Genomic DNA, 13,429 nt, shown 5'->3' on the forward strand with positions numbered 1-13,429 from the left:
TGCATGCCATCACGATCGACCCCTTTACATAGGAACCGAATGAAGCTTTCGACTTTCATCACTACCCGCATCGACAAGATTATCGGCGAGTGGGAATCGTTCGCGCGCAAGCTTGGACCTGCCGCCGATACCATGACGACCCTGACGCTGCAGGACCACGCGAAAGGCATCCTCGAGGCGATCGCGCTCGATATCGCCACCACGCAGGATGCGACCGAGCAATGGGAAAAGTCCCGGGACCTCACGCCGGGCAACGACGCCACGCAAAGCGCTGCCTCGATTCACGGCAGCCTGCGTCAGGCCAGCGACTTCTCCCTGCTCCAGCTCAGCGCCGAATTCCGTGCCCTGCGCGCCACGGTGCTGCGCCTGTGGCTGCCGGAAGTGGCCAGCATGTCTGCGACGACCGTCTATGAGATGGTGCGCTTCAACGAAGCCATCGACCAGGCACTGGCCGAATCGATCGTCACCTATTCGGCAAAAGCCGACCAGACCCGCGAACTGTTCCTGGCCATCCTGGGACATGACCTGCGTGCGCCGCTGGCGACGCTCACCATGGCAGGCGACCTGTTGAAGATGGAGTCCGCCGGCAGGGAAAAAGTGGGCAAGATCGGCGAGCGCGTCAGGCGCAGCTCGCGCATGATGGCCATCATGGTCGATGACCTGATCGGCTACACGCGGACCCATCTCGGCAGCGGCATGCCTGTCACACCCCGGCTGACCGACGTCACCGAGGTCTGCCATGCGTCAATCGAGGATGCCCATGCCACCTACCCGAACACCAGTTTCACCTTCAATGGTTCGGGCAGCATGAACGGCTATTTCGACAGCGTCCGGCTGCACCAGCTCGTCACCAACCTGCTGGTCAATGCCGCGCAATATGGCGAGAAGCATCGGCCGGTCACCCTGACAACGTTTTCCACCAACGAGCATGTGATGGTCCGTGTGCAGAATTTTGGCACGCCCATTTCCGGGCGCGACCTGGACTCGGTGTTCAGGCCCCTGGTGCAATTGACGGTCGAAGACGAAATGGACACGCGCCCGAAGACCAGCCTGGGGCTGGGCCTGTTCGTCGCAAAGGAAATCGCCGCCGCCCATGGCGGCACGATCACGGTGGCATCGGACCAGGAAGACGGCACGGTCTTCACCGTCACCCTTCCGCGGGGAATACCGCTGCTCGCGTGAATCGGGCGCGCTATCCGACCCGCAGTTTTCTGGCCAGCTCCGCCAGGCGATACGGCTTGTTCATGAACGCGAATTCGCCGACGCTGATGTTCTGCGCTTTGAGGGCAGGGAGCGGATAACCGGACGCCAGGAGGATCTTCACCTTTGGAAAACGCTCGCGCGCAAGCTGGGCCAGTTCGATGCCGTTCATCCCGTCGGGCATCATCACGTCGCTGAAGAGCACCGAGATGTCTTTCTCCCGCTCCAGGATCTCCAGCGCATTCTGTCCGTTGCTCGCTGTGTAGACTTCATAGCCGATGCTGCGGCAGAGCGCCGCGGCCAGTTCCAGCACATCCGGCTCGTCGTCGACGACGAGCGCCTTGTCGGCGCCCGCATGCTGGTCGGCGCTTGCCTCGGCGCTTTCGGCCAGGGCCGGCAGGTACAGATTGACCGTGGTTCCCTTGCCCTGCGTCGAAGCGACGGTGGCGCTGCCGCCGGACTGCGCGATGAAGCCGTATACCTGGCTCAGGCCGAGGCCCGTTCCCTTGCCGATTTCCTTGGTCGTGAAGAAGGGCTCGAAAGCGCGTGCCGCGACTTCCGGCGCCATGCCGCTGCCAGTGTCCGCCACCGAGACCAACACATAGGGGCCGGCAGGCAGGCCGCCGACTTCCTTGTCGGCCAGCGTGACATCGCGCGTGGCGATCACGAGCGAGCCGCCGCACGGCATCGCGTCACGGGCATTGACCACCAGGTTCAGCACAGCGGTCTCGAAGCGGGCGGCGTCGATGCTGGCCGTGCTGATCCGGGTCGCCAGGTCGAATTCCAGCGAAATCGATGAATTCGCTGCGCGCCGCAGGACAGCCTCGAATCCGCTCAAAATCGTGTTGACGCTGTGCTTCTCCGGCTTCAATGGCTGCTGACGCGCGAACGACAACAGCTGTTGGGTCAACGTCGCGCCGCGATCGACCGCGCGCCGCATGCTGTCGACGATCTTCAGATCGGCTGGCTCCTGGGTTTTCAGGGGCAGCACTTCCAGCGCGCTGCTGATGACCGATAACAAGTTATTGAAATCATGCGCGATGCCGCCGGTGAGCTGGCCGATCGCTTCCATCTTCTGCGAATGGAACAGCGCCGCGTTGGCCAGCTCGAGCTCATCGGCAGCCCGCTTCTTCTCGGTGATGTCCCGCGTGATCTTGGCGAAACCGGCCAGCGTCCCGTCGTCATGATGGATCGCGTCGATCACGACATGCGCCCAGAAACGGCTTCCATCCTTGCGGACGCGCCATCCTTCGCGCTCGAAACGGCCTTCCTTCGCCGCGGCCGCCAGCGCCTGCGCCGGCAACCCGGCCGCCTGGTCGTCGGGGGTATGGAAGCGGGCAAACGAGGTGCCGATCACGTCGGCCGCCGTATATCCCTTGATGCGCTCGGCGCCGGCGTTCCAGTTCGTCACCACGCCGGTCGGCGACAGCATGTAGATCGCATAATCGGTCACGCCCTGGACCAGCATGCGGAAACGCTGCTCGCTCTCGCGCAGCGCCACCTGGGCCTGCTTGCGTTCGGTAATATCACGGGTCACCTTGGCGAAACCGATATGCTGTCCCAGCGTATCGTAAAGGGCGTCGATCACGACGCTGGTCCAGAATCGTTCTCCATCCTTGCGGATGCGCCATCCTTCCGCTTCGAACTTCCCTTCCTTCAGCGCGATGTCCAGCGCCTTCGACGGCAAGCCGGCTTTCCGGTCCTCTTCCGAATAAAACCGGGAAAAATGCTGGCCGATGATTTCGTCTGCCGTGTACCCCTTAAACCGCTCCGCGCCGCTATTCCAGCTGACGACAATGCCTTCCGGACTAAGCATGTAAATGGCATAGTCGCTGATACCCGCCACAAGCAACTCAAACCGGTTTTCAATCTTTAAACTTGCACTCGCTGGATTGTCACCGTTAGTCATGATTTACTACCTTTAAAAACTGATCAAGCCTTGAACTTCTAAAATGCAACATGGGGCCGAGCCTGTGCCGCTTTATGACCACCATGAATGAGATGCCTGTGCGCCCTGCAGGAACAGGGGCGATCGCCTTGTTTAACTGTACTCCACCCAATTTTATTGTAATTATGACATCATCCGGCTGCCAGTGCTCGAATGCGATCGCCTGTCGCATTCGTCGCTGCACACGGGAACCGATTCGCAGGCGACCTCGCGCTGCGCAAGTCCGGACATCAACCCTATAGTGCCGACTTATTCCCGTTCATGTGTTGATGGGTCCGGCAGGGACGGCAAATAGGCGCGAAAGTATTTCCGTGCGCTCGCCTGTCCCTGTTTCCAGGCTAAGCATCCATCGGCGGTCATGGTGAATTCGCGATATTCGCCATCGGCATTCCGCGACGGACCGAAAACACAGCCCATACGATCGTCATGCCTCTGGCTTTGCCGACAACAATTAGTCGCTTGCTAACGGATATCCACTCGGCTACGCTCCTTAACGAATAACTGCCATCGGAAATGAAGGAAAGAAACGTGATTTTTGCAAGTGACCAGAATACCGAACCGGGCAGTCTGTCGCCGCTGAGCCAGAGGATGCTGGACCTTCGGGCCGACGTGTTTGCAGAATGGGAAAAAAGAGTGCGGGCTTCCGTCAAGGGCGCGGATGCGCTGCCCCATCCCATCCTGATCAACACGCTCCCGACGATGTACGACAACATCACCGAGGCGTTGACGCCGGATTATCCGAGGACGAGCGCTGCGGTTGCCATGCCGTCCGTCGCGCTGGAGCATGGCGGCGAACGCGCCCGCCTGACGTCCTACGAAGCGCCGGCCGTGATCAGCGAATACCAGATACTCAGGTCGACGGTGCTCGACGTGCTCAGGCGGCATGACGTTCCCGTCAGCGACGCGGAAATGCAAATCATCAATTCGTCGATCGATGGCGCGATACGGGAAGCGGTGACGGCGTTCACCCTCGCGCATGCCGCCTTCCGGGAACAGTTCGTGGCATCGCTGGCGCATGATTTGCGCAACCCGCTGGCGGCGGCGACCGCCGCAGCGGATCTGATCGTCCATGTCCGGGACTTCGAAAAGATCGACCGCTTCGCGCACAAGATCAGCGAGCATCTCGGCCGGATCGACAAGATGATCCAGGATCTGCTCGATACCGTCGTGTTCCAGCATGGCGAACGCCTTTCGCTGCATCCGTCGAACTTCGACATCATGGAAGTCATACAGGAAACCACTGAGCAGGCGTCCGATGTCCATGGCCCGCGCTTTAAAGTCCTGGGCGCGTCCGTCAACGGATGGTGGGACCGGGACGCGATCAGGCGCACCCTCGAGAACCTGACGAGCAACGCGATCAAGTATGGCGCACAGGGGACGCCGATCGGCATCAGCGCCCAGGAATACGACGGCCGCCTGCTCCTGTCCGTGCACAACCAGGGCCGTCCCATTCCGCCCGACCAGGTCGAAAGCCTGTTCCAGGTCTTTCGCCGGGCGCAGGCGGCGAAAGACGGCATCCAGCAGGGCTGGGGCATCGGCCTGCCATACGTCCGCCGCGTGGCAGAAAGTCATGGCGGCAGCATCGACGTCGACAGCGCCGAAGAGCGGGGCACGACCGTGTCCATCGACATCCCCGTCGACTCGCGACCGTTCCAGAATGCCCCCACGCTAGGGTAGCTGGGAATTCACCGAAATTGGGGCATGGTCGCCAGCCGGTCGCACGCGAAACGTATTTCCGCTGTTTTCTGCAGCGGTGACTTCCCGCCGCTGAAAAGAACCCTAGGCAAGTTCGGGATAAGCGAAATCGTGCGCAAGGGTCTGCGCTGCAAGAATGCTCTCGTAGTCCGCGAGCCGTGTCGCCGTGAAACCGCCTATCCTCAACCGCGCCGCCGGAGCATCGGCCGGGTCCGTCGTGAACACCTGGGCCAGCACCTGACGCAGTAGCGCAGCCGTCGCGTCGTCAACCGAAGAGGACGTAATCAGCGGCAGCCCGGCCGTGGGCGCCGTGCGGCACAGGATACGCAGGCTGGCCAGCGCATTCGGCGCATGCAGCGCAAGATAACCATAGGTAACGCAGTCGACCGCCGCGACGTCTGCATGGCCATCCGCCACCATCTGCAGGCTGGCGCGGTGCGATCCGGATTCCGCGACGCTGGAAAAGAAGCGTCCGTGCAGCGCCAGCGGTGCGATGGCGTGTCGCAGCGCATTCATGCCGCTTTGCGAGTCGCGCTGATTGAACACGGCGCGCGCACCCCGAAGATCGGCCAGCGACCGCGCGCCGGCACGTTCGGCGACCAGGATATGGCTGCTGTACCAAAAGCCGCTACAGCCCGGGAAGTCGTAATGCGCGGTGCCCAGCAGCCGCACCTGCCCCGCAAGCTGCGTCACCAGCGGGTAGCCGCAGGCCTGCCCGAGCAGCAGGTCGGCGCGGCGCCAGAACGCATGTAGATCGTTCGGCGCTTCGACCACCTCGACGGGTTCATTCCATCCGCCCGAACGCAGCCCTTCGACGATGCGCGAGACCAGCAGGCGATGGTCCGATGGCGCGCAGCCGCTGTACATCGGCAGCCCGATCTTCCAGTGCGTCATTGGCGGCTCCGGTCGCGCGCCAGCGGATGCGGCGGCTCGTCGATCGGCGTGAAACCATGCCGGCGCATCAGGTCCAGGTAGCCATGCACCAGAAAGCCGTTGCAGCGGCTGAGGTAGGCATTGCGGTCCGCCCAATAGACCCGGGCAATCAGGTACCACGGCAGGTGCGGCAGGTCATGGTGGACCAGGTGGTAGTTATTGTTCAGGAACAGCAGCCGCATCAGGGGGCCGGCCTCGTTGATCACGATGCGGTGCTTGCAGTCGTCCGCCGCCCTGTGTTCGAAATAAGAGCGCACCATCGCCAGCGATAGCGCAGGATAGGCAACGCACAGCAGGTAATGCCACCATGGCATGCCGGTCCAGCGCTGCACTCCGTACAGCATGGCGGCGAGCAACGCGCCATGCGTGAGCCACATCGGCAGCTCCCGCAGATCGCCGTTCACGATCCTGCGCCCCGAACTGCCAAGCGTCCCGCAGATGGCCAGCAGCGGCCCGATCGCCAGCCGTCCCCAGAAGGTCTTGCGGATGCGATAGAGCGCACGCATCGCGCGCCCGCTTCGACGCCATACCTCGGGAGCGATGTAGTGCGACTCCGGGTCCAGGCCCGGGTAGGTCAGGTTCTCGTCCTGGTGGTGGCGCATATGGGTTTCGCGGTAGAGCGTGTAGGGAAACCATACCGCAAGCGGCGCGTAGCCCAGCATCTTGTTGAGCCAGGCATGCCGCGTCGGATGTCCATGCATGAACTCATGCTGAAGCGACATGTACCAGACGCAGCAAAGAATCAGGATCACGGTGCTCGGCAGCAGAGTCAGCGCATCGTGAAAAAGCAGCGCCGCCAGCCATCCGCCGTAGACCATCGCCGTCACCAGCCATGTCTGCCATTCGCCGTGCGTCGCCTCGCCGAGGTGCCGGCGGATGCGCGCGCGCTGTTCATCGTTCAAGTAGTGCGCCATGTGCGTGTTCGCGTCCTTGGTAAGGACCGCAAGGTTAACGCACGCAAGCCACTGCGCAAACGAATCTCTTCGCGTTTGTATATGCAAACTTTGCACAAGGACCTGCGTCCGCACGATCCGCCTTTAACGCATAAACATAGAAGGAATGATTCGTTATTCGAACGAAGGATAAAGATTAGAGTGCGACCAATTCAACACACCGCGAGGCTCTATGACCGATCTTTCCGATCTGACTTATGTCGTCGGCGCCCGGCGCGACAGCGCCGGCATCCGCTTCGAACACGTCAGCCACCGCTACCGTTCCGCGCAGGGCGATGTCGATGCGCTGATCGATATCGACTTCGAGATCGCCGCCGGCGAGATCTTCGGCATCATCGGCCGCAGCGGCGCGGGCAAGTCGACGCTGGTACGCACCATCAATAGGCTGGAAAAGCCCGGCGCCGGGCGCGTGCTGCTCAATGCCACGGACCTGTCGCAACTGGGCGAGCGTGCGCTGGCCCAGGCCAGACGGCGCATCGGCATGATCTTCCAGCATTTCAACCTGCTCTCGTCAAGCACGGTCGCCGAGAATATCGGCCTGCCGCTGCGCATCGCCGGCATTCCCGCCGCACAGATCAAAAGCAAGGTCGACAGTCTGCTCGAACTGGTGGGGCTTTCGGACAAGCGGGACGTCTATCCGGCGCGCTTGTCGGGCGGCCAGAAACAGCGGGTCGGGATTGCGCGTGCGCTGGTGCATGACCCGGAGGTGCTGCTCTGCGACGAAGCCACCTCCGCGCTGGATCCGGAAACCACCGAATCCATCCTTCAGCTGCTGCGGGACATCAACCGCAGGCTGGGCCTGACCGTGGTGCTCATTACCCATGAGATGGAAGTCATCCGCAGCGCCTGCGACCGGGTCGCAGTGATGGAGCGCGGCCGGATCGTCGAAATCGGCGAGGTCTGGCGGGTTTTCGGCTCGCCGCAGGCAGATGCGACGCGCGCGCTGCTGCAAACGGTCACGCACGACCTGCCGCCCGCCTTCCGGGAGCAGATTGGAAGCGCCCGGCGCAGTCCGAAGGACGCACTGCTGCTGGAGGTGCTCGTGGACGGCCAGGGCGGGAGCGATCCCGACCTAGTCGCCCTGGTCGGCGCTCTGTCCGAGCCGGAGATCCGGCTGGTGCACGGCGTCATCGAGCAGGTGCAGGGCAGGGCACAGGGCAGGCTCGTGCTGGCGGTGCCGGGCAGTCGCGAAACCACGCTGAACGTGGGCGCGTGGACCGCGCTGCCGGGCTGGCGCGGCCAGCGGGTACGGCACCTGGGCTATCTCAACGCGGGAGCCCAGCATGCTTGACCTGTACATCAATGCCGCGCTGCAGACGTTGGGCATGGTCACCGTCTCCGCGCTGTTTTCCGCGCTGTTCGGCCTGTTGCTCGCCCTCGTGCTGGTCACCACGGGTCCAGGCGACCTGTATGCATCGCCGCTGGCCAACCGGGTGATCGGAAACATCGTCAATGTCTTCCGCTCGATCCCTTTCATCATCCTGCTGGTCGTGCTGTTGCCTTTCACCCGGCTGGTGGTCGGCACCACGATAGGCGTGTGGGCGGCGGTGGTGCCCTTGTCCATCGCCGGAACGCCATTCTTCGCCCGCATCGCGGAGGTCAGCCTGCGCGAAGTCGACCGCGGTTTGATCGAGGCCGCGCAGGCGATGGGCGCGCTGCGCTGGCACGTGGTCCGGCACGTGCTGCTGCCCGAGGCGCTGCCGGGCATCGTCAGCGGCCTGACCATCACCGTGGTCGCCATGATCGGCTCGTCAGCGATGGCCGGGGCGGTCGGCGCGGGCGGCCTTGGCGATCTCGCGATCCGCTACGGCTACCAGCGCTTCAACACCGAACTGATGTTTGCAGTGCTGGTCGGCCTGGTCGTCCTGGTGACCTTCGTGCAGGCGGCGGGAGACCGCATTTCCCGTCGTTTCGACCATCGGGCCTGAACGGATTTGCCCTGCAAGCCGCCATTGAACCGAGAATTTTTTAGAAGGAGCAGCCATGTCCAGTACTGCAATCCGTCCCGCCGCAGAAATCGGTGCGACGCCGTCCGGGCCGCTGGCGCAGCGCCAGGCGCCGCTACCCGACCCAGGCGCGGTGGCGCGCATCGCCAGCGATGACGAAGCCCTGGCCGCCGCGCACAGGCTGGCCGACCTGTTCCGCGCCGACGCGGCCGGGCGTGACCGCGAGCACCGGCTGCCGTGGGAAGAAATCGACCATTATTCCGCTAGCGGCCTGGGCGGCATGACGGTGCCGCGCAGCCATGGCGGTGCGGACGTGTCGCATGTGACGCTGGCCGAAGTCTTCCGCATCCTGTCCGCCGCCGACCCTGCGCTGGGCCAGATCCCGCAGAACCAGTTCGGCGTCCTGGGCGTGGTGCGCCAGATCGGCACGGCGTCGCAGAAGCAGCGCATCTACGAGGCCGTGCTCGCGGGGCAGCGGCTGGGGAATGCCGGGCCTGAACGGGGCACGGCGACGGTGCTGCACCAGACTACGCGGCTGCAGGAAACCGGCGGCGGCCTGCGCCTCGACGGCAAGCGCTTCTATTCGACCGGCGCGCTGTTTGCGCACTGGATTCCAAGCCGGGCGCTCGACAGCGAGGGACGTGCAGTGCTGGTGCTGGTCGAGCGCGGCGCGGCCGGGGTGACCGTGATCGACGACTGGACATCGTTTGGCCAGCGCACCACCGCAAGCGGCAGCGTCGAGTTCAGCGGGGTCCGGGTCGACCCGGACAACGTGCTGCCGGTGTGGCAAATGGCGACGCAGCCCGGCCTGACCGGGCCGGTGTCGCAGCTGATCCAGGCGGCGATCGACGCCGGCATCGCGCAGGCCGCGATCGACGACATGCTGGCGTTCGTGCGCGAACGCGCCCGGCCATGGGTCGATTCCGGCCTGACCGACGCGACCGACGATCCTTACCTCATCCAGGCAGTCGGACGGCTGCAGGTGGACCTGCACGCGGCCAACGCGGTGCTGCGCGAGGCCGGGGCCTTGGTCGACACGCTGGCCGCCGCGCCGGTGACGGCGGCATCGAGCGCCCGTGCATCGGTCGCCGTGGCCGAAGCCAAGATCCTGACCACGGAAATCGCGCTGGAGGCCGCCGAAAAGCTGTTCGAACTGGCGGGCTCCTCGGCCACGCGCGCCGCGCACAACCTGGACCGCCACTGGCGCAACGCGCGCACCCATACGCTGCACGATCCGGTGCGATGGAAATACCACGCGCTGGGCAATTACGCGCTCAACGGCGTCTTTCCCAAGCGCCACCAATGGAACTGAAAGGAAGCACTCGATGAGTTCGCAGATACCTTATGCCCACCCGGCGCCCGCGCTCTCCGGTCCGGTGCGCGTGATCGCCGACGATGCCCAGGCGCTGGAAACGGCGCGGGCGCTGGCCCGGGACTTCGCGGGCGACGCCTCATTGCGCGACCGCGACCGCCGCCTGCCGTGGGACGAACTGGACCGCTACTCGCGCAGCGGTCTCTGGGGCATCACCGTGCCGAAGGAACACGGCGGGGCGGGCGTGTCCAGCGTGACGCTGGCGGAGGTCATCGCCATCGTCAGCGCCGCCGACGGCGCGCTGGGACAGATTCCCCAAAACCATTACTACGCGCTCGAGGCGCTGCGCGTTGGCGGCAGCCCGTCCCAGCATCGCGCCTTTTACCAGCTCGCGTTGGCAGGACAGCGCTTCGGCAATGCGCTGGCGGAAATCGGCCACAAGGATTTCAAGCGGCGCACGCGCCTTACCCCATGTGCCGGGCAGAGCTACCGGCTCGACGGTCGCAAGTTCTACTGCACCGGCGCGCTGTATGCCCACTGGATACCGACCCTGGCGACCACAGCCGACGGCACGTCCTACCTGGTGTTCGTCCCGCGCACCGCGTCCGGCGTCGCCGTGATCGACGACTGGGACGGCTTCGGACAGCGCATCACCGGCAGCGGCACGGTGACGTTCGACAATGTCCATGTCGACGCCGAGTGGGTCGTTCCCTTCCAGGCCTCGTTCGACCGTCCCACGACCATCGGCCCGTTCGCGCAGATCATGCATGCGGCGATTGACCACGGGATTGCCGAAGGCGCGTATGCCGCCACGCTGCCCTTCATCCGCGATCATGCGCGAGCGTGGATAGACGCCGGCGTGGACCGGGCGTCGGACGACCCGCTGACGCTGGAGCGGGTAGGCGACCTGCATGTACGGTTGCGGGCATCGCATGCGCTGCTGCGCCGCGCCGGGCGCCTGGTGGATGCAGCGCAGCGCTCGCCGGATGCGCAGTCGGTCGCCGCGGCGTCCATTGCGGTAGCCGAGGCGCGCGTGCTCAGCACCGAGATATCGCTCAAGGCCGGCTCCCGGCTGTTTGAGCTGGCGGGCACGGCGTCCACCCTTGACGGGCACAACCTGGACCGCTACTGGCGCAATGCCCGCACGCACACCCTGCATGACCCGGTGCGCTGGAAATTCCACGCGATCGGCAATTACTACCTGAATAACAAGCTGCCGCCGCGGCACGGAGCGCTCTGACATGATCGCAAAAAAGAAAATCCTGCTCAACGCATTCAACATGAACTGCGTGGGCCACATCAACCATGGCCTGTGGACGCACCCGCGCGACAACTCGACCGACTACAAGTCGCTGCGCTACTGGACCGACCTTGCACGGCTGCTCGAGCGCGGCCTGTTCGACGGACTGTTCATTGCCGATATTGTCGGCGTCTACGACGTCTACCAGCACTCGGTCGACGTGACGCTGCGCGAGTCGGTGCAACTCCCGGTCAACGACCCGCTGCTGCTGGTGCCGGCCATGGCCGCCGTGACCCGCCACCTCGGATTCGGCGTGACGGTCAACCTCAGTTACGAGCCGCCTTATCTCTTTGCGCGCCGCATGAGCACGCTGGACCACCTGACCGAAGGGCGGGCCGGCTGGAACATCGTCACCGGCTATCTCGACAGCGCTGCGCGGGCAATGGGCCTGCAGTCGCAGGATGCGCATGACCAGCGCTACAACCGTGCCGACGATTACCTCGAACTGGTCTACAAGCTGTGGGAAGGCAGCTGGGAGGACGATGCGGTACGCCGCGACAAGGCAGCGCGCGTCTTCGCCGATCCGGCCAAAGTCCATCTGGTGCGCCACCAGGGCCCGTATTACGGGATGGAAGGCTATCACCTGTGCGAACCGTCGGCGCAGCGCACGCCGGTGCTGTTCCAGGCCGGCAGTTCCGGGCGCGGCCAGCAGTTCGCCGCCGCGCACGCGGAAGGCATCTTCATCATGGCGCAGGACAAGGAGGCGACCCGCCGGACCGTGGACGGGCTGCGCGAGCAGGCGGTCAGGGCAGGGCGGCGCCCGGACGATCTCAAGATCTTCATGGGACTAGCCACCATTGTCGGCGACAGCGACCGCGCCGCTCAGGAGAAATTCGAGGAGTACTGGCGCTATGCGAGCCCGGAAGCGGGCCTTGCGCACTTCGCCAGCTCGGTGGGCGTGGATTTCTCGCGCTATGGCATGGACGACCCGGTCGACTACGGCCAGGGCAACGGCATCCAGTCGGTCGCCAGCAATGCCGCGGCGAACGCAATGACCAAGCGCAAGCTGCTGGAACGTTTTCAGCTCGGCAGCCGCTATCCGACCGTAATCGGCAGCGCACAGAAGGTCGCCGACGAACTGGAGTCCTGGGTGGCCGAAACCGGCGTCGACGGCTTCAACCTCACGCGCACGGTCACGCCGGAAAGCTACGCCGACTTCATCGAACTTGTCGTGCCCGAACTGCAGAGCCGCGGCTCCTACAAGACTGGATACGAGGAAGGCAGCTTCCGCCACAAGCTTTTTGGCGAAGGCAGCCGCCTTCCAGCGCGCCATCCCGCCGCCGGGTTTCGCCGCGTGTAATTTTTTACCAATGTAATCAAAAGGGAGCAACGAAAATGAAATTACGGAATTGGACTGCAGGCGCACTGGCGTCGATCATGGTCAGCGGGCTTGCGCTGGCAGCGCCGCTCAAGATAGGCGTCACACCCGGCGCCTATGCCGACTCGATCCAGGCGGCGGCTTTGGAAGCGAAGAAAGAAGGACTCGATGTCCAGGTCGTTGAGTTCAGCGACTGGACCACGCCCAACCTGGCCCTGGCCAGCAAGGACCTGGACGCCAACTACTTCCAGCACAAGGCGTTCCTGGACAATGCCATCAAGGAGCGCGGCTACGCATTCCAGGTCATCGGCGTCGGCATCCTGCCCAATATCGGGCTCTACTCGGCACGACACAAACAGTTCGCCGACCTGCCGGTCGGCGCGCGCGTCGCAATCGCCAGCGATCCGGTCAACCAGGGCCGCGGACTGCTGCTGCTGCAGAAGGCCGGCCTGATCAAGCTGCGCGATGGCGTCGGCTTCACCGGCGGCCTGGCCGATATCGCCGACAACCCGAAGAAGCTCAAATTCACCGAGGTCGAAGGCCCGCAACTGGTGCGTGTGATCAACGATGTCGACTTGTCGCAGGGCTATCCGCACTTTATCGTGGCCGCGAAGACCTTCGATCCCGGCAGCGCACTGCTGTTTTCAGGGATCGAGGATACCCAGTTCGCCCTACGCTTCGTTGCGCGCAAGGACAATGCCGACGATCCGCGGCTGAAGCGCTTCGTGCAGATTTACCAGCAGGCCCCGGCGGTGCGCGAGCAGATCAGCAAGTCGTACGCCAACAATGCCAAGCTCTACAACCTTGCCTGGCTGGCGCAATGA

11 protein-coding genes are annotated in these 13,429 nt (G+C 64.1%); 8 read left to right on the forward strand and 3 right to left on the reverse strand.

Annotation, left to right across the window (positions count from 1 at the left end; all coding sequences use genetic code 11):
* Positions 1–39: 39 nt before the first annotated feature.
* Positions 40–1,182, forward strand: a complete 1,143-nt coding sequence (locus QOL82_RS11685) for a sensor histidine kinase (RefSeq protein WP_283442440.1) — start codon at positions 40–42, stop codon at positions 1,180–1,182.
* A 10-nt stretch (positions 1,183–1,192) separates the two neighbouring features.
* On the opposite strand, the gene QOL82_RS11690 is transcribed toward QOL82_RS11685, so the two are convergent.
* Positions 1,193–3,109, reverse strand: a complete 1,917-nt coding sequence (locus tag QOL82_RS11690; protein ID WP_283442441.1) for a hybrid sensor histidine kinase/response regulator — start codon at positions 3,107–3,109, stop codon at positions 1,193–1,195.
* Positions 3,110–3,676: 567 nt separating this feature from the next.
* Between QOL82_RS11690 and QOL82_RS11695 the strand changes: the two genes are divergently transcribed.
* Positions 3,677–4,825 carry a sensor histidine kinase gene (locus QOL82_RS11695; RefSeq protein WP_283442442.1) on the forward strand — a complete coding sequence of 383 codons (1,149 nt, stop codon included), beginning with the start codon at positions 3,677–3,679 and terminating at the stop codon, positions 4,823–4,825.
* Between the two features lie 102 nt (positions 4,826–4,927).
* On the opposite strand, the gene QOL82_RS11700 is transcribed toward QOL82_RS11695, so the two are convergent.
* Positions 4,928–5,737: a phosphate/phosphite/phosphonate ABC transporter substrate-binding protein gene (locus tag QOL82_RS11700; protein WP_283442443.1), complete on the reverse strand. Its 810-nt coding sequence runs from the start codon at positions 5,735–5,737 to the stop codon at positions 4,928–4,930.
* Complete coding sequence (locus tag QOL82_RS11705) at positions 5,734–6,690, reverse strand: fatty acid desaturase (protein WP_283442444.1); 957 nt, start codon at positions 6,688–6,690, stop codon at positions 5,734–5,736. Before QOL82_RS11705 ends, QOL82_RS11700 begins: the two co-directional genes overlap by 4 nt.
* Positions 6,691–6,901: 211 nt before the next feature.
* On the opposite strand from QOL82_RS11705, the gene QOL82_RS11710 reads away from it, so the two are divergent.
* From QOL82_RS11710 to QOL82_RS11735, 6 genes are read left to right on the forward strand one after another with little or no spacing between them, the layout of a single operon-like run.
* Entirely contained in the window at positions 6,902–8,020 is a 1,119-nt protein-coding gene (locus QOL82_RS11710) for a methionine ABC transporter ATP-binding protein (protein ID WP_283442445.1), read from the forward strand.
* Positions 8,013–8,657 (forward strand): methionine ABC transporter permease, encoded by a 645-nt coding sequence (locus QOL82_RS11715; protein WP_283442446.1) that lies wholly within the window; start codon positions 8,013–8,015, stop codon positions 8,655–8,657. The genes QOL82_RS11710 and QOL82_RS11715 overlap by 8 nt, the downstream gene beginning before the upstream one ends.
* Positions 8,658–8,712: 55 nt before the next feature.
* A complete protein-coding gene (locus tag QOL82_RS11720) occupies positions 8,713–9,987 on the forward strand; it encodes an SfnB family sulfur acquisition oxidoreductase (RefSeq protein ID WP_283442447.1) in 1,275 nt (424 codons plus the stop codon).
* 13 nt (positions 9,988–10,000) lie between these two features.
* Positions 10,001–11,227 carry an SfnB family sulfur acquisition oxidoreductase gene (locus QOL82_RS11725; protein ID WP_283442448.1) on the forward strand — a complete coding sequence of 409 codons (1,227 nt, stop codon included), beginning with the start codon at positions 10,001–10,003 and terminating at the stop codon, positions 11,225–11,227.
* Positions 11,228–11,231: 4 nt separating this feature from the next.
* Positions 11,232–12,587, forward strand: coding sequence for an LLM class flavin-dependent oxidoreductase (locus QOL82_RS11730; RefSeq protein WP_430438474.1), 1,356 nt, complete (start codon positions 11,232–11,234; stop codon positions 12,585–12,587).
* A 35-nt stretch (positions 12,588–12,622) separates the two neighbouring features.
* Positions 12,623–13,429, forward strand: a complete 807-nt coding sequence (locus tag QOL82_RS11735) for a MetQ/NlpA family ABC transporter substrate-binding protein (RefSeq protein ID WP_430438468.1) — start codon at positions 12,623–12,625, stop codon at positions 13,427–13,429.

Origin of the sequence: Noviherbaspirillum suwonense (assembly GCF_900182955.1) — a bacterium.
GTDB lineage: Bacteria > Pseudomonadota > Gammaproteobacteria > Burkholderiales > Burkholderiaceae_D > Noviherbaspirillum_A > Noviherbaspirillum_A suwonense.

What these genes read in the sequence shown, in the direction of transcription:
- QOL82_RS11715 (WP_283442446.1), top strand. Translation starts at nt 8,013, where the DNA reads ATGCTTGACCTGTACATCAATGCCGCGCTGCAGACGTTGGGCATGGTC.
- QOL82_RS11690 (WP_283442441.1), bottom strand. Translation starts at nt 3,109, where the DNA reads ATGACTAACGGTGACAATCCAGCGAGTGCAAGTTTAAAGATTGAAAAC.
- QOL82_RS11735 (WP_430438468.1), top strand. Translation starts at nt 12,623, where the DNA reads ATGAAATTACGGAATTGGACTGCAGGCGCACTGGCGTCGATCATGGTC.
- QOL82_RS11685 (WP_283442440.1), top strand. Translation starts at nt 40, where the DNA reads ATGAAGCTTTCGACTTTCATCACTACCCGCATCGACAAGATTATCGGC.
- QOL82_RS11700 (WP_283442443.1), bottom strand. Translation starts at nt 5,737, where the DNA reads ATGACGCACTGGAAGATCGGGCTGCCGATGTACAGCGGCTGCGCGCCA.
- QOL82_RS11710 (WP_283442445.1), top strand. Translation starts at nt 6,902, where the DNA reads ATGACCGATCTTTCCGATCTGACTTATGTCGTCGGCGCCCGGCGCGAC.
- QOL82_RS11705 (WP_283442444.1), bottom strand. Translation starts at nt 6,690, where the DNA reads ATGGCGCACTACTTGAACGATGAACAGCGCGCGCGCATCCGCCGGCAC.
- QOL82_RS11720 (WP_283442447.1), top strand. Translation starts at nt 8,713, where the DNA reads ATGTCCAGTACTGCAATCCGTCCCGCCGCAGAAATCGGTGCGACGCCG.
- QOL82_RS11725 (WP_283442448.1), top strand. Translation starts at nt 10,001, where the DNA reads ATGAGTTCGCAGATACCTTATGCCCACCCGGCGCCCGCGCTCTCCGGT.